General features: G+C 62.8%; 32 protein-coding genes and 1 tRNA gene. 13 read left to right on the forward strand and 20 right to left on the reverse strand.

The window, feature by feature from the left end:
- Positions 1–127: 127 nt before the first annotated feature.
- A complete protein-coding gene (locus AC630_RS13660) occupies positions 128–502 on the reverse strand; it encodes a hypothetical protein (protein WP_074119044.1) in 375 nt (124 codons plus the stop codon).
- A gap of 290 nt (positions 503–792) precedes the next feature.
- Between AC630_RS13660 and AC630_RS45410 the strand changes: the two genes are divergently transcribed.
- Positions 793–1050 carry a hypothetical protein gene (locus tag AC630_RS45410; protein WP_208867010.1) on the forward strand — a complete coding sequence of 86 codons (258 nt, stop codon included), beginning with the start codon at positions 793–795 and terminating at the stop codon, positions 1048–1050.
- 189 nt (positions 1051–1239) lie between these two features.
- Here the strand turns inward: AC630_RS45410 and AC630_RS13670 are convergent, their stop codons facing one another.
- The 9 genes from AC630_RS13670 to AC630_RS13705 form a co-directional block, all read right to left on the reverse strand.
- Entirely contained in the window at positions 1240–1908 is a 669-nt protein-coding gene (locus AC630_RS13670; protein ID WP_074119046.1) for an NrsF family protein, read from the reverse strand.
- A complete protein-coding gene (locus AC630_RS48050; RefSeq protein WP_349538530.1) occupies positions 1905–2147 on the reverse strand; it encodes an RNA polymerase sigma factor in 243 nt (80 codons plus the stop codon). The genes AC630_RS13670 and AC630_RS48050 overlap by 4 nt, the downstream gene beginning before the upstream one ends.
- Entirely contained in the window at positions 2050–2538 is a 489-nt protein-coding gene (locus tag AC630_RS13675) for a sigma-70 family RNA polymerase sigma factor (RefSeq protein ID WP_349538532.1), read from the reverse strand. The genes AC630_RS48050 and AC630_RS13675 overlap by 98 nt, the downstream gene beginning before the upstream one ends.
- On the reverse strand, positions 2535–3026 hold the full coding sequence (locus tag AC630_RS13680; RefSeq protein ID WP_245330373.1) for a DoxX family protein: 492 nt from the start codon (positions 3024–3026) through the stop codon (positions 2535–2537). Before AC630_RS13680 ends, AC630_RS13675 begins: the two co-directional genes overlap by 4 nt.
- Before the next feature lie 14 nt (positions 3027–3040).
- Complete coding sequence (locus tag AC630_RS13685; protein WP_074119048.1) at positions 3041–3829, reverse strand: HvfC/BufC N-terminal domain-containing protein; 789 nt, start codon at positions 3827–3829, stop codon at positions 3041–3043.
- Positions 3813–4697, reverse strand: coding sequence for an MNIO family bufferin maturase (gene bufB, locus AC630_RS13690; protein WP_074119049.1), 885 nt, complete (start codon positions 4695–4697; stop codon positions 3813–3815). Before bufB ends, AC630_RS13685 begins: the two co-directional genes overlap by 17 nt.
- Positions 4698–4746: 49 nt before the next feature.
- Positions 4747–5088 (reverse strand): BufA1 family periplasmic bufferin-type metallophore, encoded by a 342-nt coding sequence (locus AC630_RS13695; protein WP_074119050.1) that lies wholly within the window; start codon positions 5086–5088, stop codon positions 4747–4749.
- A 218-nt stretch (positions 5089–5306) separates the two neighbouring features.
- On the reverse strand, positions 5307–6026 hold the full coding sequence (locus tag AC630_RS13700) for a cytochrome c biogenesis CcdA family protein (RefSeq protein ID WP_074119051.1): 720 nt from the start codon (positions 6024–6026) through the stop codon (positions 5307–5309).
- 1 nt (position 6027) lies between these two features.
- Positions 6028–6408 carry a thioredoxin family protein gene (locus tag AC630_RS13705; RefSeq protein WP_074119052.1) on the reverse strand — a complete coding sequence of 127 codons (381 nt, stop codon included), beginning with the start codon at positions 6406–6408 and terminating at the stop codon, positions 6028–6030.
- Between the two features lie 392 nt (positions 6409–6800).
- Between AC630_RS13705 and AC630_RS13715 the strand changes: the two genes are divergently transcribed.
- Positions 6801–7100 carry a type 1 glutamine amidotransferase family protein gene (locus AC630_RS13715; protein ID WP_074119053.1) on the forward strand — a complete coding sequence of 100 codons (300 nt, stop codon included), beginning with the start codon at positions 6801–6803 and terminating at the stop codon, positions 7098–7100.
- 85 nt (positions 7101–7185) lie between these two features.
- Here the strand turns inward: AC630_RS13715 and AC630_RS43800 are convergent, their stop codons facing one another.
- The 4 genes from AC630_RS43800 to AC630_RS13735 form a co-directional block, all read right to left on the reverse strand.
- Positions 7186–7524, reverse strand: a complete 339-nt coding sequence (locus AC630_RS43800; RefSeq protein WP_143198035.1) for a hypothetical protein — start codon at positions 7522–7524, stop codon at positions 7186–7188.
- Positions 7525–7999: 475 nt separating this feature from the next.
- Positions 8000–8203, reverse strand: coding sequence for a GDCCVxC domain-containing (seleno)protein (locus tag AC630_RS46915; RefSeq protein WP_083636254.1), 204 nt, complete (start codon positions 8201–8203; stop codon positions 8000–8002).
- A 116-nt stretch (positions 8204–8319) separates the two neighbouring features.
- Entirely contained in the window at positions 8320–9027 is a 708-nt protein-coding gene (locus AC630_RS13730) for a type 1 glutamine amidotransferase family protein (protein WP_143198036.1), read from the reverse strand.
- A 90-nt stretch (positions 9028–9117) separates the two neighbouring features.
- Positions 9118–9894 carry an SRPBCC domain-containing protein gene (locus tag AC630_RS13735; RefSeq protein ID WP_074119056.1) on the reverse strand — a complete coding sequence of 259 codons (777 nt, stop codon included), beginning with the start codon at positions 9892–9894 and terminating at the stop codon, positions 9118–9120.
- Between the two features lie 265 nt (positions 9895–10159).
- Here AC630_RS13735 and AC630_RS42855 point away from each other — a divergent pair, with 265 nt between their 5' ends.
- The gene (locus AC630_RS42855; protein WP_083636251.1) at positions 10160–10432 is read left to right on the forward strand and encodes a hypothetical protein; all 273 of its coding nucleotides are present in this window, start codon (positions 10160–10162) and stop codon (positions 10430–10432) included.
- A 176-nt stretch (positions 10433–10608) separates the two neighbouring features.
- Here the strand turns inward: AC630_RS42855 and AC630_RS13745 are convergent, their stop codons facing one another.
- The gene (locus tag AC630_RS13745; RefSeq protein ID WP_074119058.1) at positions 10609–11061 is read right to left on the reverse strand and encodes a (2Fe-2S)-binding protein; all 453 of its coding nucleotides are present in this window, start codon (positions 11059–11061) and stop codon (positions 10609–10611) included.
- On the reverse strand, positions 11058–13277 hold the full coding sequence (locus tag AC630_RS13750; RefSeq protein ID WP_083636252.1) for a xanthine dehydrogenase family protein molybdopterin-binding subunit: 2220 nt from the start codon (positions 13275–13277) through the stop codon (positions 11058–11060). Before AC630_RS13750 ends, AC630_RS13745 begins: the two co-directional genes overlap by 4 nt.
- A 288-nt stretch (positions 13278–13565) precedes the next feature.
- On the opposite strand from AC630_RS13750, the gene AC630_RS13755 reads away from it, so the two are divergent.
- The gene (locus tag AC630_RS13755) at positions 13566–14390 is read left to right on the forward strand and encodes a DUF6597 domain-containing transcriptional factor (protein WP_083636253.1); all 825 of its coding nucleotides are present in this window, start codon (positions 13566–13568) and stop codon (positions 14388–14390) included.
- Positions 14391–14468: 78 nt separating this feature from the next.
- Here AC630_RS13755 and AC630_RS13760 read toward each other — a convergent pair whose 3' ends face one another.
- Positions 14469–15374 (reverse strand): LysR family transcriptional regulator, encoded by a 906-nt coding sequence (locus AC630_RS13760; RefSeq protein WP_074119060.1) that lies wholly within the window; start codon positions 15372–15374, stop codon positions 14469–14471.
- 140 nt (positions 15375–15514) lie between these two features.
- Between AC630_RS13760 and AC630_RS46920 the strand changes: the two genes are divergently transcribed.
- The 6 genes from AC630_RS46920 to AC630_RS13780 are packed head-to-tail and all read left to right on the forward strand — an operon-like array spanning position 15515 to position 21072.
- Positions 15515–15691 carry a hypothetical protein gene (locus AC630_RS46920; RefSeq protein WP_245330374.1) on the forward strand — a complete coding sequence of 59 codons (177 nt, stop codon included), beginning with the start codon at positions 15515–15517 and terminating at the stop codon, positions 15689–15691.
- Positions 15688–15840, forward strand: coding sequence for a hypothetical protein (locus tag AC630_RS46925; RefSeq protein ID WP_245330375.1), 153 nt, complete (start codon positions 15688–15690; stop codon positions 15838–15840). Before AC630_RS46920 ends, AC630_RS46925 begins: the two co-directional genes overlap by 4 nt.
- Positions 15830–16024, forward strand: coding sequence for a hypothetical protein (locus AC630_RS46930; RefSeq protein WP_245330376.1), 195 nt, complete (start codon positions 15830–15832; stop codon positions 16022–16024). Before AC630_RS46925 ends, AC630_RS46930 begins: the two co-directional genes overlap by 11 nt.
- A 4-nt stretch (positions 16025–16028) precedes the next feature.
- Positions 16029–17207, forward strand: coding sequence for an efflux RND transporter periplasmic adaptor subunit (locus tag AC630_RS13770; RefSeq protein WP_074119061.1), 1179 nt, complete (start codon positions 16029–16031; stop codon positions 17205–17207).
- Complete coding sequence (locus AC630_RS13775) at positions 17204–20323, forward strand: efflux RND transporter permease subunit (RefSeq protein ID WP_074119062.1); 3120 nt, start codon at positions 17204–17206, stop codon at positions 20321–20323. Before AC630_RS13770 ends, AC630_RS13775 begins: the two co-directional genes overlap by 4 nt.
- Positions 20320–21072, forward strand: coding sequence for a hypothetical protein (locus tag AC630_RS13780; protein WP_074119063.1), 753 nt, complete (start codon positions 20320–20322; stop codon positions 21070–21072). The genes AC630_RS13775 and AC630_RS13780 overlap by 4 nt, the downstream gene beginning before the upstream one ends.
- 60 nt (positions 21073–21132) lie before the next feature.
- Here the strand turns inward: AC630_RS13780 and AC630_RS13785 are convergent.
- Both AC630_RS13785 and AC630_RS13790 read right to left on the reverse strand, forming a co-directional pair.
- A tRNA-Leu gene (locus AC630_RS13785) sits at positions 21133–21217 on the reverse strand.
- 158 nt (positions 21218–21375) lie between these two features.
- Positions 21376–21618 carry a FliM/FliN family flagellar motor switch protein gene (locus AC630_RS13790; RefSeq protein WP_074119064.1) on the reverse strand — a complete coding sequence of 81 codons (243 nt, stop codon included), beginning with the start codon at positions 21616–21618 and terminating at the stop codon, positions 21376–21378.
- 75 nt (positions 21619–21693) lie between these two features.
- Here AC630_RS13790 and lipB point away from each other — a divergent pair, with 75 nt between their 5' ends.
- Positions 21694–22431 (forward strand): lipoyl(octanoyl) transferase LipB, encoded by a 738-nt coding sequence (lipB, locus tag AC630_RS13795; protein ID WP_074119065.1) that lies wholly within the window; start codon positions 21694–21696, stop codon positions 22429–22431.
- A gap of 198 nt (positions 22432–22629) precedes the next feature.
- Positions 22630–23343, forward strand: coding sequence for a DNA helicase (locus AC630_RS13800; RefSeq protein ID WP_074119069.1), 714 nt, complete (start codon positions 22630–22632; stop codon positions 23341–23343).
- Positions 23344–23403: 60 nt separating this feature from the next.
- On the opposite strand, the gene AC630_RS13805 is transcribed toward AC630_RS13800, so the two are convergent.
- Positions 23404–23826: a tautomerase family protein gene (locus AC630_RS13805; RefSeq protein ID WP_074119066.1), complete on the reverse strand. Its 423-nt coding sequence runs from the start codon at positions 23824–23826 to the stop codon at positions 23404–23406.
- 113 nt (positions 23827–23939) lie between these two features.
- Here AC630_RS13805 and AC630_RS13810 point away from each other — a divergent pair.
- The coding region (locus AC630_RS13810; RefSeq protein ID WP_074119067.1) for a LysR family transcriptional regulator at positions 23940–24582 on the forward strand (643 nt) is incomplete at its 3' end.

Below are 24582 nucleotides of genomic sequence, written 5' to 3' on the forward strand. Positions count from 1 at the left end.
ATCGCGCTTTAGGTTATCGTTTGAGCATGATCTCCGCGCAAACGCGTTCCGCGTTTGTCGCGAGGGAAAACCGCTGCACACTTTGCGCTAACGCGGCCCTTCGGATCCGGATCATGCTCCAGGCGCCTTACTGCCGCATGATGTTGGCGACGCAGAGCAGCACGATCAGTGCCAGGAAGAACAGGTCCATATAGGACTTGAGCTCGCCGTCGCGGCGCAGCCGCGCAACATCAGTCACGATCTGCTTGCGCGCCGCGGTTCCGCCTGAGCCGTCATTGATCGGAGCCTGAAGGCGCTTCGTCTCGGCTTCCAGCTTCTCGATCTTCTGGAAGAAGTAGAACGCGCGCAACGTCGAGGCCGCGCGCATGGCGGTATAGACCAGCACCAGGATCGCCAGGATTGCCCGGTTCGGATACTTCTCCATGAAGTTCAGGCTGAAATAGACCACCGCCAGGAACGCGAAGTTGGTGACGAAGCGGTAGACGAAGCTAAGAAGGACCATGCTGGCTCCAGCCTTGAGCGGTACGACCGTGGCTTTTTGGAATTCAGGGATATGGGTTGCAGGCCGGAACAGCCGGCCTGCATGCCGCACAGGTCCGTCTACGCCAACTTTGTTTCAACAAGGATTACGATCGCCTGCCCGCTGGACGGCTTTTAGCCACGCGCGGTCCCAACGCAAGTGAGAGTACAGCTGCCGGCTTGTTCCAGGTAAACGCAAGGTTGCCGCATCTCGATGGAGATTCGGCGCAAGCTACGGTAAACTGACACAGCCACCGCATGTGGGGTCTGCCGATGCCGAAGAAAGGAATCACGGGCCACGACGACTGGGTTCTCACCGAGGCCCTCGCGACCGCGCTCGTCGCGCTCGAGCAGCTCGAACCGAAGCACCGGCCGAACGCGCATATGGACGACATCCGCAAAATGCTCGCGAACGGCAAGGAGCCGGCCGCGGTGAGGCTGCACCTCGCCCAGGCCAAATGCCGCCTGTTTCCGGATACGGACCCGCTTGAGATCTACAAGGAATACGGGATCGGCGAGGAATATGGCTGAACGCCCCGAGCGGGGCCGCTTGCTTCCACGAATGAGATTTGAATGCGGCGCGCTCGGAGGGCGGTCGCACTTGTTGTGATTCCAATGACTTGTCGAGATGGGCAAGACTTGGATGCATTTCTTGGGTGCATTTGGTGCCCCCAAAGTGTCTTCCAAGGAGGACACGAGATTTGCCATCCGAACTACTGGCTAATTTCTGATGTCGGAGCGTGGGGCCATCCACTCGAACATGCGACGGCCGAACAGGCTGCCAAGGCCGACGAACATCACCGCCGTTCCGACGTTGAACATGATGATCATTAACGTCGCATCGCCGGCGTGAAAGAGCGAGAGAGCCGTTGCGGTGATCGCCGCGACCGATAGGCTGCCCATGAACGTCACGGCCGTCGGTCGTAGCGGCGCCGCGTACCGCAGCATGACCAGCATGGCGAGCGACAACGGCAGGCTCGTCAGAACCAAGGTTGCAAGACAACGGGTCGTCTCGCCGAGACTGACCCCGTTCGGTCCCATCGATATCCACTGCGTGAAGCACTGGTAGCCGATGTTCGACAGCCAGATCGCCACGGCCGGCGCGGGCAGGATCAGCCACAGACGCGAGCGGTCGGGAAGACTGACGAGGAAAGCCGCGACAGCCGCGAGCACACCTGTCAAGGCAGCCCCGGCCATGCCGGCGGCGAAAGCCAGATCGTGCAGCCGCTGCGCGAGGTCCGGACGGATGCCCTGACTGACCGCGAGAAGCGTCACGACCAGGGCTGCGAGGAGGAGCCAGCAGGCCGCCCGCGTCACCGGCGGCCGCAGTCGCCGCACGGGTTTCATGTTCGCGGCGAGAGATTCGATGAGATCGGGTGTCGCAATCATGGCTCGCTCCGATCGCCCAAGATCTTCCGCAAACTCTTCACCGCCCGATGGACGTTGACCTTGAGCGAGGCGATCGACATGCCGCTCGCCGTCGAAGCTTCCTTCAGCGACATCTCGTTGAGTCTGAGTAGACGTACTGCCTTACGCTGCATGGGGGGGAAGCTCGTCGATTGCCTTTTCGAGTTCGTGTCTGTCCGGTCTCTCTTCCAGGTTCGCTTGAGGCTCGGAAAAGGTTTCATGCCCGGGGGTCAGGGGCGTTTCCCGGTCCCGCCTGCGCCCTTGCCGTCGGAGCCGGTCGATGAACCGCCGGTTGGCGATCGTCACCAGCCACGGGCCGAACGGCCTGGTCGGATCGAATGTATGCCGGATCGCGTGGACGGTCAGCAGGATGTCCTGCACCGCGTCCTCGACGTCGCTCGGGTCACGATGCCGGCGCGCCGCCAGCGAACGCAGGTACGGAGCCATTTCCCGAAGGAGGCGCTGATAGGCCGACCTGTCGCCGTCCTGGGCATGGGCCATCAGGATCGCCCAGTCAGTGTCACGGCTCGTGGGCCCGGGGACGGCCGGCGCCGCATTGCCGTCGCTGCCGACGAGCCTGAGCTGCGGTGGCCGGCCGTTTCGCTCGGTCATTGACCTCCTCCGCGAGAGACTCGAGGCCGACAGAGCAAGGCTGCGAGATGATCGAGTGAAAGCTTGCCGGGACCGAGCGCCATAAGGGCTACGGCGAGCGCCGCCCACGGCAGATGGAAGTTGGCCCACCCCTCCGGCACGACGAGTTGGATCACCCCCGTCATGACCAGGAGTGCAAGCGCGCTGAAGCGCGTCGCCAATCCCAGGATCAGCAAGACCGGCAATACGATCTCCGCGAGGCCGTCGAAGTACGCGAACACGGCGGGAAAGGGAAAATCGTACGCGTGTCCGAAGATGTGCAGCTTGAACTCGTCTTCGAAGAGGTACGACGCCGCCGGCGACAGGGACAGGAAGCCGTCCCACTTGGTCAATCCCGATTTGAAGAACGGCACCGCCAGAGCGATGCGAAGCACCGGCGGCGCCACCACGAGGGCGACCTGTGCGAGGCGCGCCACGAGGTCCCGCACGGCATCTTCGACGATCGACATGGCCGAGAAAGAACTCATGTCCGTAACGGCTCCTGCGCGAACCCAAAACCGACCACCACGCCCGCCTGGATCAGATCCGACAAATTCGCCGAAAGATCGAAACCCGGGTCGGCGGCAATGGCTTCCTCGAAAGCGGCAAGCACCGGCCTTCCGGATGCGAGCGCGAGGATAAACTCCGGACTACCGTTCGGAATCGATCGAACTTCCACGCCCACCTCCGGCCGGACAACGAGCGCGTTTTCGCCGCCGGCCATCAAATCGACTGGACCGGGAACGCCGCCCTCGACGTTCATCTGCCAGATCGTCAGTGCCGGAAAGCGCGTGCGGACGATCCGGACTGATGGATGCAGCACAAGACTGACGTCCGGCAGCAGGCCGGGATCGATCTCCGAGAATGCGGAAGGGCCGATCGGCGAGGCCTCGGCCGAATGGTAGGCCTCGGTCCAGGCCCTCTCGATGCGGGCCACGTCGGCCAGGTACGGCAACACGGAAGCGGGTTCGAACCGGTCGATGAAGTCCGGGAAGCCCGCGCCGTAGTCGAACAGCATCGGCGACCGGGGCAAATCGCCGACGACGTAGGCGCGCGCCAAGGCGAGGAAGAATTCCGATCCGACGATGCGATGCACGGCGGGATAGGCATCCTTCAGTGTCTGCGTCAGGCCGACGACCACGTTGTTGCGATAGACGGCGAAGCCCCGCGAACTCGGCTTCCCGTCGGGGCCGACCAGGCCCGCCGGCATCGGAAGCGCGGGATCGAGCAGCGCGGCTGCGAAAGACCGTTGCAGTTCAGCAAGCGACTGCATGACGCGGCGTCTCCCGTCGGCTGGCAAGCATGATCCTCTCGGCCCGCTCGGCTTCGCCTGCGAGCGTCGGCCAAGGCGGCACTTCGGCGTCCCATTCGATCAGCGTAGGAACCGGACCGACGAGCCGCACCGCGAGTTCGTAGAGATACCAGACGGCATCCTCGACCGGGCGATCATGGCTGTCGATGAGAAGCGGCCTGCCAGCCTCGTCGGCCTGCCGGTCGTTTCCGGCGAGGTGGATCTCTTTCACGCTCGCGAGCGGATAGCCTTCGATGTAGGCGACCGGGTTCCACTGCTGGTTGGTCGACGCGACGAAGACGTTGTTGACGTCGAGCAGCAGGCCGCAGCCGGTGCGCCGGGCCACTTCGGCGATGAAGTCCGTCTCCGCGTATGTGCTGTCGGCGAACGCGACGTAGGTTGACGGATTTTCAAGAAGCATCTCGCAGCCGAGGGCGGTCTGGACCCGATCGATGTGCTCGACCACCCGCTTGAGCGTTTCGGCGGTGTACGGCACCGGCAGCAGATCGTTGAGGAAGCCGGCATCGTGCGAAGACCACGCCAGATGTTCGGAGAACAGGCCAGGCGTGTAGCGCCGCCTGAGATGTCTCAACCGCTCGATGTGGTCTTCGTCCAGCGGCCGGTCCGCACCGATCGAGAGTCCGACACCGTGAAGGGACAACGGGTAGCGCTCCCTGATGGCCGACAGGTAGCGGTGCGGCGGACCTCCCGCGCCCATGTAGTTCTCCGCATGCACTTCGAAGAAGCCTACATCGGGCATCGTGTCGATGATCGTGCGGTAGTGCTCGGCCTTGAGGCCGACGCCGGCGCGCGCCGGTATGCGATCTTCTGGCGATGACGGAATGCGCATGGCAATCTCGAGGATAAAGGGCGGGCCGTCGCGGCCCGCCCGGTTTTGGTCAGGCCTTCGGGGTGAGGCTTCCCGCGCCCTTCGGCGTGTTCATGGTCGTGCAGGTACCCTTGGGCTCGAGCTTGAACGCGTTGCCCTGATAGTCCACGGTGCTCGTCCCGGCGCAAGTCGTACCGGCCCCGGCGAAGCAGTCGTTCTGACCCTTGAGAGCCACGCCGAAGCACTTCTCCATCTTGCCGCCCTCCATCGCCTTCATGGTCTGGGCCTGCTTCTCCTTCATCATCTTTTCCATGTGGGCCTTGCTTTGTGCGGTGGCGGACGTGGCGGCGAGCGTTCCGACGGCGACGGCGAATGCGCCGGCGACGATCGCCGATAGCGTTGGATTGGACATTCGATTTCCTCCGGTTCAATGCGACGTTGCAAAGTGCGCGGTCGCGAGTCCGACGGGCTGCTCGTCCCGCCTATCCCGATGTTCGTTCCGGCGTCCGAAAGGTTACGCTTGCGGAACAACCTCGAACCGACCGTCGCTGCCCGCCCGAGCCACTCCTGTCCGATGGACGTGACCAGTACAAGCGAACTCGCTGAGACGTCGCTCCGGAGCGACGAGCGCTATAGCCGCGTCGTCACGGTCACCAGCCAGTCCGGCATGGCGCGTGTCAGGGAAGCTTCCACGACCTTATCCAGGCCGGTGAGCACGAACAGTCCGATACATAAGAAGGCGCCCCCCATCAGAGGCTTGCCGATGCGCGATGCCCGAGCCATCCAGTCCCGCCGCGCCATGATCGCCTGCCGCGAACCGTAGGCAAGCAGAAGGATCGGCGTCGCCGCACCGAGCGCGAAGGCCGCCATGGTCGAGGCCGCCCGGCCGAGATTGTCGCCCTGCGTCGCGAGACCGATCGCGGCACCGAGCGTCGGCCCCGAGCACGGCGACCAGATCACGCCGAGCACGGCGCCGAGCGCGAACTGGCCCCAGATGCCGGACGGCTGGAGCCTGTCGAGCAGAACCTGGCCCCTGCCGGCGAGCGGAGATGCCATGGAGTCCACCTTGCCCTGCAGCGCCGGCACCAGAAGGACCACGCCGGCCGCGCCCATCAGGGCCGCGACGGCGAGCCGCAGCGTTCCGGGATCGATGCCGACGCTGAAGCCGACCGAGGCCAGCGCGATCCCCAATCCGGCGAACGAGGCCGCCAGTCCCGCGGCGAGCGCGACCGGTCCCCACAGATGCCGTTCGAGTGCGCCGAACAACACGATCGGCAGGATCGGAAGCACGCACGGCGAGAGCGTTGATAACGCGCCGGCGGCGTAGCCCAGCGCGAGATGTGCGGACACCTCAGAACGCCTTGGCCACCAGCGAACGGAGCGGCGCGGGATCGGTCTCGCCGATCGAGCGGGCGACCTCCCTCTGCCCTTTGAACACGATCAGCGTGCTCTGGTGCTGGACGCGAAACTGCCGCAGCACGTCCTTCGCGGTATCGAAGTCGACGTCGTACACCACGAGATCCGGATGCTCCTTCTCGATCTCCTGCACAATCGGCTTCTGCTGCTTGCAGGTCGGACACCACGGCGCGGTGACGTCGACGAGGATCGACTTGCCGGCGGCCTGCGAGGCCTGGAAGGCCTTGGCGTCGAAAGGCTGTCCGGCGTGTGCGAGCGAGGGCATTGCGACGACCGCGACGATCAGGATGGCCTTGCGAAGAAAGTTCGGGGACATGAGGCTGGTTCTCCTGGGTGCTGAGCTGAGACGTCTCGACGCCAAGGTTCGCCGGCCACGTAGAAAGGTTACGTGGGCCTCCGAAAAAAATCGGGCGCTGAATCCAAGCTCGACGATTTTGAAAAGCACGGGGTCGCCGTCGTGGCCGTATCGACCGACTCGAAGGAACGCGCAGAACACACACGGGAAACGTGGGGACTGTCGCGGCTGCGCATCGGCTACGGCCTCTCGCTCGCGGCAGCCCGGCACTGGGGACTGTACGTGTCGTCTGGGCACGGAAGGACATCCGCGGGGGTCGACGAGCCGGCGATCTTCTCGGAGCCCGCGCTCTACCTGGTACGCGTCCGGATTCGAACCTGGGAACGGCGGCGCTCTGCCACGGCACGGCGCTGTTGCGATTCGCCAAGCTGAAAGATGGAAAGCCGCTTGTTCGCGGCAAGATATTCACGGGGTTCTCCAATATGGAGGAAGATGACGCCGATACGAAAACCTGGCAGATGGGCGCGCTGCCGCGCGGCGAGCATATCATGCCGTGGCGCATCGAGGACGAGGTCAAGAAGCTCGGCGGGATCTATACGCAGGGCGGTCTCTGGCGGAGCTATGCGGTCCGCGATGGCAACCTGATCACCGGTCAGCAGCAATTCTCCGGGCGCGAGGTCGGCAGGTTGGTCATCGAGGCGCTAGGCGGATAGGCGAAATCTGGGCCGAGCGCCCGGATCCCGGCCCGGACCGCGAGGGGGCCGCAGCCGGCCGCCCCCCAAGCGGGATATTTCAGGATCACTCCGGACGCGCGATAATCTGGTGATGGGCGTCAATCCCGATTTGGCCGCGCTCCGTTCCGTGCGGTTGGCCACCACTATTGTAAATGACGAGGACAGCATTGTCGTGCGTCAGCATGCTCGGCAGAGTCAGGGTGACGCTGGCGGTGCCGTCGGCTCTCGCGGTGAAGCTGTTCGTCTTCCCCGTGCCGTCCATCGGCGTGAACGTGATTGGCTTCGTATCGAAATGATTCTCGAAGAGGCTGTAGCTCGCGTTCGGCTGCAGGTTCTTGAACGTTGCATTGAGCGTCACCTTGCCGTCCTTCTCCGTGATGGAGACGGTTCCGGTGGCGGCCAACCACGACTGGAGATCGAAGCCCGTGCTCGGCGCTGAACAGCTTCGAGGTCTTGGGATCCTGGTCGATGAAAGGCGGCCGAACGCCGGCGACGTGCTTGATGCCCTGCGGACCGGTGGCTTCCGGAGCGGCAGAATCCTCGACGAAGACCTGCGGATCGAGCACCTTCGGCTGTTTCGTCTCCGCCGAGAAGAAAGCGGCGTGCGCGACGAACTCAAGCTTCAGGGGCGAGGCCGCGAAGACGCCTCCGACGGAAGCGAAAAGCAGTCCGGCCGCTGCGGCCGAGAGGACGAGACGTCGTTCGAGCGTTCTGTACATTGGGGTATCGTTGCCTTTCGAGGTGACCGAACGCGCACGCCGCGCCCGCCCGGCGCCATGGAAGGCACCCAGCGGACACGGAGGCCCGCCCCTCAGTTCGCTGCATCCCGCCTCGATGTTACCACCGGAAGCGTTTTTTTTAAGTCCAACCAGAGGAGCCTATTCGCAGCAGCGGCCAGACTCCTGGACCGGAGGACACGGAACCGTCCCGTAGGAGCAAAAGACGCAGCAATCGCCGTCCTTTGGTTTCAATCGGGTACCGCGGCGCCTGCAATCGTAGAAGAATTGGCAGGCGTCTGTCGGCATCCGCTCGGTCGACTCATTGCCGCAGTTCGGGCAGCGGATGACGGATTCCAGTATCATGTCGACCTCCATATCGGATCTCGCCGCTCAGGGACGCGTTCCTTCGTGCTGCCGCGCCGGGCCGGCCGAATGGAAGCAGATTCACCTATCGTGATGGTGCGTCTCCTTTGGTCTCGTCACGATGGACTGTCCCTGATCCGTTCGAGGGAAGATGCTGGATGGTTACGTCGTCTTCCCGCAGCGCCACGGGTAACTTTTCGGGAGATGCGGCGAACCGATCCACAGCGGGAGGTCGAAGCATGTCGCGGCACGTCCGGATCACGCATCGCGCGAGCGGCGAGGTTATCGCTGAGGGACCGATCGGCCTCTTCGGAATCACTCCTTTCGAAGGCAATTACTACATTGCGCGGAAGTACCTGAAGACCTCGCGGCTGAAGCCGAACTGGATTGAACGCGACGAACTTGTCTTGCAGGTCCTTCTCCTGCTCGAAGGTGAACATCGGGCCCTGGCCGCCGGCCACGACAATTGCGTCGAAGTTGTCCAGCTCGATCTCCCGCGCGGGGCGTGTCTCCTCAACGAGCCGCACATATTCGGGCGTGTGGATGAATCCCATCGATATCAAATCGCCCGCGGACCAACGGCTCTCGTCCCGTGGATCGCTCATTGGGTCGGCCTCGCAGCGTCCGCCATTCGGGCTGAACACCTCAACCTCGTAGCCGCGCTCGATGAACATGTGAAAGGTGTGGGTGAGCTCGCTCCACCAGAAGCCAACCGGCCATCCTGTGTTGCCGGATATCGCTGCGTTCGAGACGACAATCGCAATCCGTTTTGGCTGATGCGGGTCGACTGGATTGACGTCTTCGTGGCCAAGCTTCTCGCCCATCAGGATGCTCCTCTGTTCGTGTTGCATTGGTCCTTGACCCTGTCCGTGACAGCTCTCTCTGAAATTGCGTGGGGACCTGGGTCGAACAAGTCATTCGCCCCGCATCAATTGGGGCATTGCGAAAATCTCGTATCGAACCCCCCTTCCCGATCCTACAACCGGATCCTGGTCCGTAAGTGCCCACGCGGCGTCCATCTCGGCAGCGCGAACGATCGCGACGCCCCAAGTGCCCCCGGGATCCGCTACCGGCCCGTAGGCGATAGCAGTTCCCGCTTTCAGAAGCGTCGCCCAATAGCCGAAGTGCAGTTTCATAAGCGCCGCCTCTTCGGAGGACATGTCTCCCGAAAAGTTCGGCCTGGGCGGATTCAGGCGAAGGAGAAAGGACGCTTCCGTCGATTGAGGCGCGAGATATTGTTGCAGCCAACCAAGCACGAGCCTCCAGCCCTCAGCATATGCTCGGCAGGCGTCGGGACGGTCTACGAGCTCCTCGTGACATAAAGTAAGTCTCGTCGTACGCGTCGTTCCTTCGAGCGCATAATGCACCACGCTGGTTTGCCCCCCGTCCCAATCCGACATCCAGCTCATGGACAGGGCCGTAGGGCGATCGACTCTCAGCAATTCACCCCGGGCGCAAAACGAGGTTCCGTCCGCATTTCGTCCTTCCGATCGCCAGCGACCACCGACACCGATTTCCATTTGCCAGTTGGTGATGCGGTAGGCTTCATCCGAGCCCCACCATCGGACGACCTGATCGGGCTCGGTAAGTGCTCGAAATACGTGTTCAGGCCTTGCTGCGATTTCAACGGTAGCGAGAACGATCCCGCGAGCCGTGTCGGCGACGGATTGGACGCTGGCTTGTGTGTGCATCGGAGTATCCTCTGCCGACCTTTCCGGGGATAGACTTTTCCAGGATAGACTTGGGCGTCATCGTTCGGCGGCATACGTGCTTCGCTCCAATTCATTGCGCCGACCGAAACTCTCAATCCGGAGGTCACGGACAGGCCTCACCTGTTCGTACCCACATTTCCGCCGCTGCCATGAAATCGGAATAAGGCACGCTCGGAGCCGTCCGTGCGCGACCATGGGCGTCCGTTCCAGGCGACCACGCCCACTTCACAAGACCCGTCCTCAAATGATCGACAACCTGCTCACCGATGCGGCGGCCGTTGTGCACGGGATCCTTGAGATGACGACAGATATCAGCGGTTGTCAGACCCTCCCACCCCATACTGATCGGCGCGAGGCGCCAGGCTTCGTCGGCTCCTGGGACACCGCTGGCGGCATTGTTGGCCTGCCCGTGACATGTCGTGCAGGGAAGTCCGAGCGCGCCCCCGTCATCCGGCCCACGCATGACGTTGAACAGGTGACGATGCTGGTCATCGCCCTGACGCGGAAACGCACTTAGGGTATGGCAACCTTGGCAGCGTGGACTGCCGATGACCGTAGCCACGACCGCGAAGGCAGCACGCGATTCCGCCTCCTGCGCGGCGGGTTGCGATGCCGAACGCTGCGGAAAAAGGGCAACCATTGTTAGCGCAGCCAAACCGGCAACGGTCGAGAACGCGAAAGCGGTATGCACCCTCATTTCGAGCTCCCGGCAGCCCTATGGATCGCTCTTCGTATCCGGACGTAGGTTCCACAGCGGCAGATGTTCGTTATCGCGGCATCGATGTCTTGATCCGAAGGATGCGGCTTGACCTCCAGAAGTGCGGCTGCTGCCATCAGCATGCCGGACTGACAGTAGCCGCATTGTGGGACCTGTTCGTCGATCCAGGCACGCTGCAGGGGATGCGATCGGTCCTTTGAGAGGCCCTCGATCGTGACGACGCTCTTCCCTTCCGCCGCACTTTGCGGCAAGGAACAGGAGCGGACTGGCTTGCCCTCGACGTGGACCGTGCATGCGCCGCAAGCCGCTATTCCACAACCATATTTGGTGCCCGTAAGACCGAGTTCGTCGCGCAGCACCCAAAGCAGCGGCGTGTCCGGATCAGCGTCGATCGTTACCGAACGACCGTTCAATTTGAAGCGTGTCATGACGCGATTCCGCTTGGTGCAAATCGATACCCGCTCCGAGAAATCGGGAGTGCGCGGATGCGCTCGCCGGTGGCGGCGAAAATGGCATTGCAGACTGCGGCATGGGTCGGGACCGGCCCCAGTTCGCCGGTGCCGCTCGGCTTCGCGCCGCTTTCAACGAACTGCGTTTTGATCCGTGGCGTCTCCCAGAGATGCACGGGCTCGAAGCCATCGAAATTGGTCTCTTGCACCTCGCCATTGGCGAAGGTCACTTCGGTCCGCAACCCCGAAAGGCCCCAGACCACGCCGCCTTCGATGTTCGAGGCGGCAATGCCGGGATCGAGCGTTTCGCCGACATCGACCGCGCTCCATACGTCATGGACCGCGATCTCCTTATTGGAGACGGAGAGTTCAACGGCTTGCGCGATGTACCCGTTGAAGGCTTTTGCAAGCGCGATGCCGCGCGCACGCCCGACCGGCGGCGCGCTGGTCCAATCGGACATCTGTGCAACCGCCTTGAGCACCGCCAGTGCCCGCCTGTCCGCCGCCGCCAATGTCAGTCGGTAGGCAAGCGGATCCTGCTGCGCCGCATGAGCCAATTCGTCAATAAAGCTTTCGAGAACGAAATTGTTCGGCCCATGGCCGGTGGTCCGCCATACCGAGACCGACAGCGGCGTCTCGACCCGATATTGCTCAACCTTGTAGTTCGGCAACGAATACGGAGGCTCGACGAGTCCCTCAACGGCCATTTGGTCATAGGCCGCCGGCGACATCATGGGGCGAGCCCAGTCGGTTACGCTTTCCGGGCGCGGCAGGATGTAGAGCATATGCGACGGAGAGACCACGCGATGGGTCATTGCCTCCGGCTGTCCATCGCTGCCCAGCGACGCGCGAATCTGATGCGTCACCGGCGGGCGATAGGCGTCATAACGCATGTCCTCCTCGCGGCTCCAGATGACCTTTACCGGCCGGCCTACGGCCCTGGAAACGATGAACGCGTCGCGCGCAAAGTCCGCCAGCAGCCTCCTGCCGAAGCCTCCTCCGACCAACGTGCGGTGCATGACGATTTGATCGTCGCGAAGGCCAGTCGTCTGCTTTGCGACGGTGTGAATCATCTCGATGCCCTGCGCGGGGATCCACAGTTCGCAGCGATCATCGGTTACATGGGCCGTGCAGTTCATCGGCTCCATGGTCGCATGGGCCTGCGCCGGGATCTCGAACGTCGCCTCGCGAACGATGCCGGCCGCCGCCAACACGCCCTCGGCATCGCCCGTCTTCTTCTTCACCTCGAACGGCGCTGTCCCGAGCAAGTCGGCGTAGTGCTGTCGCTGGACTCGGGTCGAATAGTCCTTGAGCGGCCCCGGACCAAACTGCAGCAGCGCGCCATCGAGCGCGCGCCTGGCCTGCCAATAGTGCGCCGCCACCACAGCAAGGCCTGAAGGGATTTCGACGACGGCGATGACGTCGGGTTTGGCTTTGATCGCGGCGGCGTCATAGCTCAGGAGCACACCACCCTGCGATGGTGCCCGGCGGATTGCGGCGATCGCCATCCCCGGAACCTTCACGTCAATGCCAAACACCGCCGAGCCGTCGACCTTTGACGGAATGTCGATGCGCTGCTGCGGCTTGCCGATCATCTTCAGTGCGCCCCGCGATTTGAGTGTCAGGGCCTCGGGAACTGGCAGCTTGGCGGCTTCCGCGGCGACTTGACCGAACGAGACTGAGCGGCCGCTGGGGTCGTGATGGATGCGTCCGTTGTCGACGCGCAGCGTGGTCTCCTCGACGCCCAGGCGCGTCGCGGCTGCACTCGTTAGCATTTGGCGGGCAGCCGCCCCCATCGTGCGCATGATCGGATAGAAGGTCGAGACCGACTCGCTGTTGCCAGTGAACATCCATTTGTATTGTGGATGCCGGTACGCCGGATCGAAGTCAGCCGACTCGAAACGAACACGCGACCAGTCGGCCCCAAGCTCGTCGGCAAGAACGACTGGAAGGGTGGTCGAAATACCCTGGCCCATTTCGGATTGCGACACGGTTAGCGTCACCGTGTCGTCGGCCGCAATTCGAAGCCAGGCATTGAGCCGGCTTGCAACGCCATTCCTGCCTTGCGCGAGAGCCGAGCCCGACGTCAGCACGGCAACGCTGCCAGCGAGAAAGCCGCGCCGCGAGATTTCGTGTTTCGCCCACGAGCTCGCGATGAAGGCAGGCGCTCGCGCTCTGCGTTCTTCATGCGTCATTGCACACTTTCCTGGCCCATGCCGCGTGATGCCCTCTCCCGACTTCCGCCAACCGGCGCCGAAGATGCGTGCACTGCGAGGCAGGACGCCGCCGGAGCAGGCCCAAGTTTTCGCAAGTCCGAGCGGCGACGTATTGTAAAAATGAGAAATTCTGTGACCCAGCCGGGATCGGATAAGGGCGAACGTGCCGTTTTCTTGACTTGACGGGGCTCCGCATTCCGCCCCCTATCACGCGAAATGCGGTGAGCAATTCCGGATGAAGCGCCAGGAGTTCGACAGGTTGCTCAGATGAAGGTTGCGTTTGCTAGACCAAGACCCGAGCTCAGTGCACACGTCGAAGCCGTGTGGATATTCGAGAGCGACTTTGGCCTGCCGCCAGAAGACACGACTGTATCTGTGCCCAACGGTTGCTCACGACTTATAATCCCGTACGAAAATTCGATGATTTCGACTGCGAACGGACAGGTCGAGGAGGGCCGGGAGAAAGGAGTCTATTTCGTGGGCGTTAGAGATGGTCCTGCCTTCCTGCGCACCGAGCCCAAAAAAACCGGTCTGGTCGGCATCGATTTTCACCCGTGCGGCGCCTTTCCAATCTTTGGCGTGCCGATGGCAGAAACGACGAACCGCCATCTGGCCGTTGACGCGTTGCTCGGCAAATGGGGACAGCAAGTCATCGACAAAATACACGGCTTGAAGAGCGTCGATCAAAAAGTCGGATTCATCCAGGCGCAGTTGCTCCGGCGCTTGCAGGGAAGCAAAAAGCAGAACTCCGTCGTCGACTATTGCGTAGCCGCGCTCAGAGCCAGTGGCGGAAAGACAGCGATCGCCGATCTGGAACAAAGCACAGGCTACTCGCGGCGTTACCTGGACCTGCTTTTCAGGCATCACGTCGGCGTGCCCCCTAAGACCATCGCCGAGATTTTCCGTTTTCAAAAATTCTATCAAATTTGGGCGCAGAAGCGGCCGTACGATACGTTCGCGCAGGAGATTTACGACTCCTACCACGACCAATCCCATTTCACGAAGGAGTTCAAGCGTATGACCGGCTTTCCCCCGCTGCGGTTCAGTCGGGGGGTTACGAATGAATTTGGAAGACGTCTCTCGCAGCGTTAGTGAGGCATGAATCGATACCGACGATTTGCTGCGGCCAATGGCCAGTTTGAATTTTGGGATAAGCCCCTGCCCAACGGCTCATAAGGTGGTAGCGGTTCCGACAATTATGCCACGCAACCACCGGTGGGCGGGCACATCGTCAAAGCGCCGATGCCAGCTCATCACGCTGTGCAGAACCGGAGCTTCGAAGGGCAGCTCCCTGATCTCGATCGGATAGGCGCGGCGGAACTCCATCGCGAGCTTGCGTCCGAGAATGGCGACCAGGTTCGATTGCACCAGAACCGCCCCTGCGGAGAGATAGGGCACGTCGGAGGCGACAAAGCGTGCACTCTTCCGTGCCTTCAGGAACGCATCCACAAACTCCAAATTCTCCCCGCTCGAGCTGATCCCCAGGTGCCGAAGTTCAGCAAACGACGCCGCCGTCAATCTCTTTCTCTTTCGTAGCGCGGGATGGCCGCTTCGGAGCACCGCCACGAAGCGATCCTCGATGAGCTGCTGCGAGGCGAACCGCTCTCCTTCGATGGCGCGCCCCGACAACGCAAGATCGAGCTCGCCGCGATCCAATCGATCCGTGAGATTCAGGGTCCCGCTGGGCACGAGCGAAAGTCGCACAGTCGGTGCTCGTGCGCGCACCGCGGCCAGGATCGGCCCCACCGCGACCACGGCCGCATAATTGTTCACCGCGATCGTGAAGCGCCGATCCGCAGTCGAGGGGTCGAAGGTGTCACCCTCGACCGCGAGCTGCAGCTCATTGAGTGCCTTGCGGACGGGAAGCGCGAGCTGCTCGGCTCTGGGGGTCGGGCTCATTCCCGCAGGCGTGCGGACAAACAGCTGGTCCTTCAACGCATGACGCAGCCGGTTGAGCGCATGACTGACGGCCGGCTGACTGATGGCGAGGCTGTCTGCAGCGCGTACCACGCTGCGCTCGCGGAGCACCGCATCGAATACCAGCAGCAGATTGAGATCGAGGTTGCGAAGTCTCATGGGCTTCAATGCACGGCGTGAATTGACCAATTAGGTCAATTCATTTGAGTTATAGAGCGGCCGCGGCCAACTTCAAGTCCATGTCAATACACGCGCCACATGGGATCGCCGCGAAGCGGGCACGCACCGCCCCAAAGGTGATGGTTGCAGTCCTGGCCGGACCGGATGCTCCGCTCGTTGCGACGCCTGCGGAACTGTCGCGCTGGCGCCGGCTGACGCCGCTCGCCCTGTGGTCGACCGTCTCCATCCGCAACAGCAGTGGCGACGAGATCTCGCGCAGCGTTGCCGCTGAGGTCGCGCGGCAAGACGTCGAGTGATCCTGCTTGGAGAAGGCAAGGCCGGCCGCACCGCGCTCAAGCTCGTGTTGCGGGGGGCTCTCGACTGCGCCGGCGTGCTCGCGATCGCAGTCCCCTGCGCGGGACTGCCCTTCCACCGCCGCCGCCGTTCGGCTGGTCGTGCAGCGTGAGGATTGCGAGGATTCGTCGGAGTTCCTCATCACCGGGCTGCAAGCCACCGACATTGACGCGCGGATCATCAGGCTCGATCCGGCCGCGGCAAACGTCGCGCGAACCGCGGCGAACGCCGCCGAGACCTTCGTCCTGGAGCTGGTCGCAAATGCCAGCCGCCAAAGCCGTCATATTGGAGTGTGAAGCGATGCTATCCAGAACGACCCTCCTCCTCGTCGGCACGGTTCTCCTGACCGCAGCCGGGAGCGCCGCGTATATCTTGCGCGGCCCCGAGGCAACCCTTGCAGCTGAGCGCGAGGCCGCACCGCCCGTTCCGGTGACGGCCGCCCATGCGCACAAGGGCGACGTGCCCATCGTGCTCGAGGGACTTGGCACCGTGACGCCCATCAACACCGCGACCATCCGCACGCAGGTCCAGGGTACGCTCGAGAGCGTGGACTTTGTCGAAGGCAAGGAGGTGAAACGCGGCGATGAGCTGGCGAAGATCGATCCGCGCGTGTTCGAGGCGCAGGTCGACCAGGCGGAGGCCGCCCTCGCCCGGGATCAAGCGAGCCTGAAGAACGCGCAGGCCAACTACGCGCGAACCCAGCCGCTGGCAGCGCGCGGATTCGCTACCCAACAGCTGCTCGATACGCAGGATTCGCAGGTGGCGCAGGGCCAGGGCACGATCGCGCTCGACAAGGCGGCGCTCGAAGCTGCGCGAACCCAGTTGAGCTACACCACGATCACCGCACCCTTCAACGGGATCACCGGCATCCGTCACATCGATCCCGGCAATATCGTGCACCCGACCGATGCGACCGGCCTTGTCATCCTCACGCAACTTCAGCCGATCTCGATCATCTTCACGCTACCGTCGACCGACATTTCCAAGGTGCAGAAAGCGATCGCATCCGGCGAGGCGTCGGTCGACGCCTATGACGCGGCCAACACGCACAAGCTCGATCATGGCAGCCTGATGCTGATCGACAACCAGGTGGACGCATCGACCGGCACGGTGCGGCTGAAGGCGTCTTTCCCCAACGAGAAGAAAAACCTCTGGCCGGGCTCGTTCGTCAACATCCATCTCACCATCGCGATCCGCCATGAGGCCGTGACCGTACCGCTGACGGCCGTTCAGCAGGGACCAAACGGCGCCTTCGTCTACGTCGTCGATGCGAACCATGTCGTGAGCGCGCGCGCCATCAAGGCCGGCCAGTCGCGCGAAGACAAAGTGCTGGTCGACCAGGGGCTGACCGGAGACGAAACCGTCGTCACCGCCGGTCAGTACCGGCTGAAGCCCGGGACATCGGTCGAAATCGTCCCCGACAATCGCAAGGACATGGTTCAGAACGCCACCACCGCAAGCGCAGGCATGCTGCCATGAGCATCTCCCAAGGTTTCATCCGCAAGCCCGTCGCCACGGCCTTCCTCGCGATCGGCATCACGCTAATTGGCCTGGTCGCCTTCGTCCGGTTGCCCGTTTCAGCCCTGCCGTCGGTGGACACACCGACGATCCAGGTCACCGCCCGGCTGCCCGGCGCCGATCCGCAAACCATGGGCTCGTCGGTCGCCACGCCGTTGGAGCGACAGTTCGGGCAGATCGCTGGCCTGACCGCCATGACCTCGTCGAGCGGCTTCGGCAACACCGAGATCACCCTGCAATTCGCGCTGAGCCGAAGCACCGACGCGGCTGCGCAGGACGTGCAGGCCGCGATCAATGCGGCTGCCGGGCAATTGCCGAAAACCATGCCGTCGCCACCGATCTTCCGGAAGGTCAATCCGGCCGACGTGCCGGTGCTCCTGATCGCGCTGACCTCAGACGCCGAGCCGCTCACCAAGGTCGACGACTACGCCGACAGCATCCTGGCGCAAAAATTGTCACAGGTGCCGGGCGTGTCGCTGGTCACGATCGGTGGCACGCAAAAACCCTCGATTCGCGTGCAGGTCAATCCGGCAAAGCTTGCCGCCGCCGGAATCGACCTCGAGCAGTTGCGCTCAACACTCGGCAACGTCACCGTCAACCAGCCCAAGGGCGTGCTCTACGGCAATCAACAGGCCTACACGCTCGCGACCAATGACCAGGTGCTCACCGCGAAGGGCTATGAAGATCTCATCATCGCCTATCGGAACGGCGCGCCGGTGCGGCTGCGTGACATCGGCCATGCCGAAGTCGCTGCAGAGGACGTGACGCTGCACGGCTGGTACAACGACAAGCCCTCTGTGATCCTCGCCATTCAGCGCCAGCCGGGCGCCAACGTGATCAGCACGGTGGACGGCATCAAGAATCTGCTGCCTCAGCTGGTCGCGGGCCTGCCCTCGGATATCAAGGTCACGATCGCATCGGACCGGACGCAGACGATCCGCGCCAGTGTTGACGACGTACAGTTCACGCTGCTCTTGACCATCGCACTCGTGGTTGGCGTCATCTTCCTGTTCCTGCGCAATTTCTGGGCGACCGTCATTCCCGCGATTTCGGTGCCGATCTCGCTGATCGGTACGTTCGGCGTGATGTATCTCTTGAACTACAGCCTCGACAACCTGTCCTTGATGGGTCTTTCGATCGCGGTCGGCTTCGTCGTCGACGATGCCATCGTCATGATCGAGAACATCTCGCGTCATATCGAACAGGGACTGTCGCCGCTAGAGGCCGCCCTGAAGGGCGCCGGAGAGATTGGGTTCACAATCGTATCGATTTCAGTGTCACTGGTTGCGGTGTTCATTCCCCTGCTCTTGATGGGCGGTGTGATCGGGCGGATGTTCCAGGAATTCGCGGTCACCGTGTGCGTTACGATCGCGGTCTCCGTCATCGTGTCCGTGACGTTGACGCCGATGATGTGTGCCTATCTGCTTTCGGATCACGGCGCCGGCACAGGCGTGGTTTCGCGGACGCTGGAGCGTGGATTCGTGGCGATCCAGCGCGGCTACGAAGCTCTCCTGTCCGTTGCGCTGCGGTTCAAGCTCGCGACCCTGACGGTCATGCTTGCGAGCGTTGTGGCAACGGGCGTGCTGTTCGCAGGCATTCCGAAGGGGTTCTTTCCCCAGCAGGACACCGGCTTGATCACCGGCATCACGGAAGCCTCGGCCGACGTCTCACCGATAGAGATGGCCGAGCTGCAGCGCAGCGTGATCGACGTGATTGCGAAGGACCCTTCGGTCGCCAACGCCACGGGTTATATCGGCCCGGGCGGACCGACCGTGACCGAGAATAACGGCCGCCTGTTCGTGCTGCTGAAGCCGAGGAACGAGCGCCAGTTCAGCGCCGACGAGGTAATCCGGCAGCTCGACGACAAACTTGCCAAGCTCCAGGGGATCGCCGTGTTCATGCAGGCGACGCAGGACATCAATCTTGCCAGCCGCCTGTCCAAGACCCAGTACCAGTTCACGCTCACGGATGTGAACCAGGACGAGCTGAACAGCTGGGCCAGCAAGCTGTTCGAGAGACTGAAAAAGCGTCCGGAGCTCGCCGACGTCGCCAGCGACCAGGCCAATGCGGCCCGTCAGCTCAAGCTCAAGATCGACCGCGATGCCGCCTCCCGCCTTGGCATCGATCCGGCGGCGGTAGACAACACGCTGTACGATGCGTTCGGCCAGCGTCACGTCGCCCAGCTCTTCACCACGCTGAACACCTACTACGTGATCCTCGAGGTCGATCCGTCGTTCCAATCCGGCCCCTACGCGCTCAACCGCATTTACGTCCGCTCGTCGAACGGATCGGTGGTGCCGCTCAGTCAGTTCACGACCATCGAATATGGCGCGGCGGCGCTGGCAGTGAACCATCAGAACCAGTTTCCGTCGGTCACGCTGAGCTTCAATCTGGCGCCCGGCACCGCCGTCGGCACCGCGGTCGCCGCCGTGCAGCAGGAGACGGCGGCGCTGCACATGCCTTCGACCATCGCGACGAGCTTCCAGGGCAATGCCCAGGCTTTCCAGTCTGCGCTCGCTTCTACGCCGGTCCTGATCCTGGCTGCGATCGTCGCGGTCTATCTGATCCTCGGCATGCTCTATGAAAGCACGATCCATCCGGTCACGATCCTGTCGACGCTGCCGTCCGCCGGGCTCGGCGCGCTCCTGGCGCTCTGGACCTTCGGCTTCGGGCTCGACGTCATCGGGCTGATCGGAATCATTCTCCTGATCGGCCTCGTGCAAAAGAACGGCATCATGTTGATCGATTTCGCGCTCGAGGCCGAACGCCACAGGGGACTTTCGGCTGAACAGTCCGCGTTGGAGGCCTGCAAGGTCAGATTCCGTCCGATCCTGATGACGACCATGTGCGCGATGCTCGGAGGCGTTCCGCTGATGATCGGCACGGGGACCGGATCGGAATTGAGGCAGCCGCTCGGCTTCGCGATCGTCGGCGGACTGATCGTTTCGCAGCTGTTGACGCTGTTCACGACGCCTGTGGTCTACATCTACCTCCAGAACGCCAGCGACTGGTTGGCACGCAAACGCACGACGCATCGCTCTGCCCTTCCCGCGGTCAAAACGGAGCTTGCGGAATGAACTCCAAGACCGATTCCGTCTGCACAAGCATCGGTCCGGAGTTATCGGCAGCGTTCTGGACTAACTGGGTGCTCATGGCCATGGCCGGCGAGATCGCGGGCCATGCTCTCAATCATATCTACCTTCACCGCTCGGGAAGAGTGATTGTTGGGCTTATGACGTGCTTCATTGCGATGTCGATATTGCAGGGGGCAACCCGGCGGCTTCCTCGGGTGATCTTTTGGTCAACCGCATTCCTGCTGAGTCTATTGGGTGCGGTGCTGGCAGGAGCAACCGACATCTCGATGGGAGGCGGCGACATCGGCGCGATCTTGCTTATCGCCATTCTTCTGATCTTCTCATTCGTGATCTGCTATCGCCTCACGGGAATTCTCCCGGGGCCGACGAATGGTCCCAATGTCCGCGGCTTCTTCTGGGCCACAGCGATGCTCGCTCAAGCCGTCGCCAGCGCATGTGCGGACTGGATCGCCGACCCCGGCGGCCCGTCGTCGCACTTGGCAATCGCCGTGATCGCGCTTGGCATCGCAGCGACCATCGGGCTCTATTTGTGCACGCGCATGCCGCGCTCGGTATTGTTTTGGTCCGCTTTCGTTCTGTCGGGGACCGGTGCCGCGCTCGGGGGACACGTCGTTATGAAATCGGTCGAATGCAGCACGCAAAATGCAGGAGCAAGCTGCCGGCCCAGCGCCTCCCTGGCGACGAGAGCAACACGCGAATACGCGAGCAGATTAGCCAAGAATGTTCGCTGAGGGTCGCGATGCGGGAACGGGGACCGCGAAATAGATTTCGTATCAATAGCTTATTTTGTTTGGTGCGCTCGGAGGGACTCGAACCCCCACGATTTTACTCACTGCCACCTCAAGGCAGCGCGTCTACCAGTTCCGCCACGAGCGCTAGGAGATACCGGCCTGAGGTCTTGAGGCTGGCCGGATCAGCGGCGCCGATCTAACAAATCCATCAGGGGGATACAAGCCTGCAAACGCCCTGAAATCCACAAGCTTGGGAGGAAAAATCCTGCCCCCGCCCGGATCGGCCCTATCGGTGCGTGGGCCCTATCGGGTACCGGCCGCGCGCGGCAGCATCTGCTTGACCTCGACCGCGATTCGGTTGCGGTCGACCAGCACGACGCCGGAGGCCACCGGCAAATTGTTGGCCAAAACCTTGACCTCGTCGGCCTCGGTTGCGTCCAGTTCGATGATGGCGCCGCGGGAAAGACGTAATACTTGATGGATCGGCATAGTGGTCGTCCCGAGGACGACCATGAGATCCACGGTGACTTTATCGAGAGTGGGCACTGTCAGGACCGCCGCAACTTGAGACTTTGGACTCTGTATTTGCTCCCACGATGATCACCACGTTATGGTTAGCCAATGGTTAATTCACCTCAAAACCCCCGCCAAGAGCTCGATCTGACGTCGTTTTCCGCCTCCGCCGGCGCGCCGGTGGAATGGAGGATTTCAGACGCCCCCGTGCCCTATCCGGACGCAGTGGCCGCCATGGAGGCGCGAGTCGCGGCGATTGCGGCAGGTGAGGCCGCGGAGCTGGTCTGGCTGCTCGAGCACCCCCCGCTCTACACCTCCGGCACATCGGGCAAGGCTTCCGACCTGCTCGATCCCCGATTCCCGACCTTTGCCACCGGGCGTGGCGGCCAGCTCACCTATCACGGGCCGGGCCAACGGGTGGCCTATGTCATGCTCGACCTCAAGCGGCGCCGGCCCGATGTGCGGGCCTATGTCGCGAGCCTGGAGGAGTTGATCCTGCGGACCCTTGCTGCCTTCAACGTCCGCGGCGAGCGGCGCGAGGACCGTGTCGGCGTCTGGGTGAAGCGGCCCGACAAGGGGCCCGAGCATGAGGACAAGATCGCGGCGATCGGCGTGCGGCTGAAGCGCTGGGTGTCGTTCCACGGCATCGCCATCAATGTCGAGCCCGAGCTTTCGCATTTCGCCGGCATTGTGCCCTGCGGCGTCGCCGATCCCCGCTATGGCGTCACCTCGCTTGTTGACCTCGGCCAGATCGTGACGATGGCCGATGTCGACATCGCGCTCCGACAGGCATTCGAGGAATTGTTCGGGCCGACGCGCGCGCTGATGGCGGAAGCGGTCGCCTAGCCTTTTCTGCAGAGCTACCTGCCTCACTCATTCTCCGCTGACGCGGAATGAGCTATGCTTGATTCCGGTGCCGCCCACGCCTCCCCCCTCCGCCGGGAAAGTACAGATCATGCCGGGCGAATTGATCATTGGGCCGACTGTTCGAGCGCCAGGCATAAGGAGGGATTGCGCTTCAGCTCGCAATGGGAGGTTCTCTCGATGAAGTTGTCTGCGCCGATCTATCATCTGAAGCGCAAGGCCAAGCGCCTGTCCCGCGAGGAAGGCATCCCCCTCCACGACGCGCTTGACCGCGTGGCCACGACGGAAGGGTTCTCCGCCTGGAGCATGCTCGCTGCGAAAGCTGCCGCAGTGACGCCGGCCGATCGGCTATTCCCGCAATTCCGGCCGGGTGACCTGGTGCTGGTCGGGGCGCGCCCCGGTCAGGGCAAGACGCTGATGAGCCTCGAACTTGCCGTCGAGGCCATGCGGTCGGGCCATCGCGCTGCGTTCTTCTCGCTCGAATATACCGAGAAAGGTGTCCTTGATCGCGTGCGCGCGATCGGCGTGGATCCGGTGCAGTTCGACAAACTGTTCGACGTCGACTGCTCCGATGCCATCAGCGCCGAATACATCGTCAAGCGAATGGCTGCAGCGCCTCGCGGCTCGTTGGTGGTGGTCGACTATCTGCAACTGCTCGATCAGAGGCGGGAAAACCCTGAGCTGACCGTTCAGGTGCGCGCGCTGAAATCCTTCGCACGCGACAAGGGCCTGATCGTCGTCTTCATCTCGCAGATCGACCAATCCTATGATCCGTCGATCAAGTCCTGCCCCGACGTTAGCGATGTCAGGCTGCCAAACCCGCTGGACCTGGCGCTGTTCGACAAGACGTGTTTCCTGAACAAGCTGGAAGTTCAGTTCCGCACGGCGAGCTGACGATCGACGCTGCAACAGATGCAAGCCGCGGGTGAGATTGTTCACCCGCGGCCTCCGGCATCACGCCTTCTCCAGCGAAACTTCGAGCTTGCCGGCGATGTAGCGCCGCTCCTGGGTCAGGCCGCCGAAACCATAGGCATCGCCCTTAACCTCGTCGACGTGCAGGTAGGTCTCGGGATGCAGCGGGCCCAAAATCCCGGCCATGCGCTTGAACATCGCGGCGAGATAGGCCGCCTTCTCGTCCTTGGTGTTGGTGCCTTCGGTGACGTGTATGTCGATCCAGTAGCTTGCGAGCTTCTGTTCGGCGAGCGACTTGCCGCCGGCGAACCAGTCATCGGCATCGATCGATTTCACGATGATGGCGGTGACCTCTGGATCCTTGTGCAGGATTTTTGCGGTGAGTTCGGACACGGCGTTCGCGATGTCGGCCTTCGGCGAGGGCGACTGGCGGGCGCTGGTGTAGGACACGATGATCAGGGGCATGATCGTTCTCCCAAAAATGTCGCGCGGGGTCTGCGCGGCGTTGGTGAGAAGCTAGACCTCCCATCTTCATTTTGGTATCTTATCTCTACTGATACCAGTGATAATCATCCATAATGACAGCTACGCTCGACATCGCCACCGTCCAGGCCTTCCTGCTGGTCGCGGACCTCCAAAGCTTTACGCGTGCCGCCGAAGCGCTTGGCACGACGCAAGCCGCCGTCAGTCTAAAACTCCAGCGGTTGGAGACGCTGCTCGGCAAGCGTCTCGTCGAGCGCTCGCCGCGCGCGGTCCGGCTCACATCCGACGGCGCTGCTTTCCTCGATCGCGCCCGCGCGCTGATCGCGGCGCATGACCGCGCGCTATCGGGCGAGGCACCGCCCGCACAGTCGCTCTCGCTCGGCATCTCCGATCACGCCGCTGGCCCCGAACTGGTGCCACTGCTCGAACGGCTGCATGCGATGTCCTCAAACCTCACCCTCGCCGTCACCATCGGCTTCTCGCGCGAGATGCAGGATGCCTACGACGCGGGGCAGTTGGATGCGGTGATTGTCCGCCGGGAAGGCAGCCGGCGCGGCGGTGAAAAGCTCGCTGAGGATGAGTTCGGCTGGTTCGCGTCACGACGCTTCGCCCTGCCGAAGGGTGAGCCGCTGCCGCTCGCGACGCTTGCCCCGCCATGCGGGGTCCGCGCCATTGCCGTGCGCGCGCTGGACAAGGCCGGCATCGCCTGGCGCGAGCGTTTCGTCGGCGGCGGCGTCA

Source organism: Bradyrhizobium sp. AS23.2 (assembly GCF_001908185.1).
Lineage (GTDB): Bacteria > Pseudomonadota > Alphaproteobacteria > Rhizobiales > Xanthobacteraceae > Bradyrhizobium.

Excerpts from the sequence above, each read along its gene's own strand:
- AC630_RS13800 (WP_074119069.1), top strand. The coding sequence starts at position 22,630 with ATGAAGTTGTCTGCGCCGATCTATCATCTGAAGCGCAAGGCCAAGCGC.
- AC630_RS13745 (WP_074119058.1), bottom strand. The coding sequence starts at position 11,061 with ATGACACGCTTCAAATTGAACGGTCGTTCGGTAACGATCGACGCTGAT.
- AC630_RS46920 (WP_245330374.1), top strand. The coding sequence starts at position 15,515 with ATGGTTGCAGTCCTGGCCGGACCGGATGCTCCGCTCGTTGCGACGCCT.
- AC630_RS13660 (WP_074119044.1), bottom strand. The coding sequence starts at position 502 with ATGGTCCTTCTTAGCTTCGTCTACCGCTTCGTCACCAACTTCGCGTTC.
- AC630_RS13750 (WP_083636252.1), bottom strand. The coding sequence starts at position 13,277 with ATGACGCATGAAGAACGCAGAGCGCGAGCGCCTGCCTTCATCGCGAGC.
- AC630_RS13675 (WP_349538532.1), bottom strand. The coding sequence starts at position 2,538 with ATGACCGAGCGAAACGGCCGGCCACCGCAGCTCAGGCTCGTCGGCAGC.
- AC630_RS42855 (WP_083636251.1), top strand. The coding sequence starts at position 10,160 with ATGATCGACAACCTGCTCACCGATGCGGCGGCCGTTGTGCACGGGATC.
- AC630_RS13760 (WP_074119060.1), bottom strand. The coding sequence starts at position 15,374 with ATGAGACTTCGCAACCTCGATCTCAATCTGCTGCTGGTATTCGATGCG.
- AC630_RS13775 (WP_074119062.1), top strand. The coding sequence starts at position 17,204 with ATGAGCATCTCCCAAGGTTTCATCCGCAAGCCCGTCGCCACGGCCTTC.
- AC630_RS13730 (WP_143198036.1), bottom strand. The coding sequence starts at position 9,027 with ATGGGCGAGAAGCTTGGCCACGAAGACGTCAATCCAGTCGACCCGCAT.
- AC630_RS13805 (WP_074119066.1), bottom strand. The coding sequence starts at position 23,826 with ATGCCCCTGATCATCGTGTCCTACACCAGCGCCCGCCAGTCGCCCTCG.
- AC630_RS13670 (WP_074119046.1), bottom strand. The coding sequence starts at position 1,908 with ATGATTGCGACACCCGATCTCATCGAATCTCTCGCCGCGAACATGAAA.
- AC630_RS13780 (WP_074119063.1), top strand. The coding sequence starts at position 20,320 with ATGAACTCCAAGACCGATTCCGTCTGCACAAGCATCGGTCCGGAGTTA.
- lipB (WP_074119065.1), top strand. The coding sequence starts at position 21,694 with ATGGTTAATTCACCTCAAAACCCCCGCCAAGAGCTCGATCTGACGTCG.
- AC630_RS46915 (WP_083636254.1), bottom strand. The coding sequence starts at position 8,203 with ATGATACTGGAATCCGTCATCCGCTGCCCGAACTGCGGCAATGAGTCG.
- AC630_RS13695 (WP_074119050.1), bottom strand. The coding sequence starts at position 5,088 with ATGTCCAATCCAACGCTATCGGCGATCGTCGCCGGCGCATTCGCCGTC.
- AC630_RS13705 (WP_074119052.1), bottom strand. The coding sequence starts at position 6,408 with ATGTCCCCGAACTTTCTTCGCAAGGCCATCCTGATCGTCGCGGTCGTC.
- AC630_RS13755 (WP_083636253.1), top strand. The coding sequence starts at position 13,566 with ATGAAGGTTGCGTTTGCTAGACCAAGACCCGAGCTCAGTGCACACGTC.
- AC630_RS45410 (WP_208867010.1), top strand. The coding sequence starts at position 793 with ATGCCGAAGAAAGGAATCACGGGCCACGACGACTGGGTTCTCACCGAG.
- AC630_RS48050 (WP_349538530.1), bottom strand. The coding sequence starts at position 2,147 with ATGAAACCTTTTCCGAGCCTCAAGCGAACCTGGAAGAGAGACCGGACA.
- AC630_RS13685 (WP_074119048.1), bottom strand. The coding sequence starts at position 3,829 with ATGCAGTCGCTTGCTGAACTGCAACGGTCTTTCGCAGCCGCGCTGCTC.
- bufB (WP_074119049.1), bottom strand. The coding sequence starts at position 4,697 with ATGCGCATTCCGTCATCGCCAGAAGATCGCATACCGGCGCGCGCCGGC.
- AC630_RS13770 (WP_074119061.1), top strand. The coding sequence starts at position 16,029 with ATGCTATCCAGAACGACCCTCCTCCTCGTCGGCACGGTTCTCCTGACC.
- AC630_RS13735 (WP_074119056.1), bottom strand. The coding sequence starts at position 9,894 with ATGCACACACAAGCCAGCGTCCAATCCGTCGCCGACACGGCTCGCGGG.
- AC630_RS13680 (WP_245330373.1), bottom strand. The coding sequence starts at position 3,026 with ATGTCGATCGTCGAAGATGCCGTGCGGGACCTCGTGGCGCGCCTCGCA.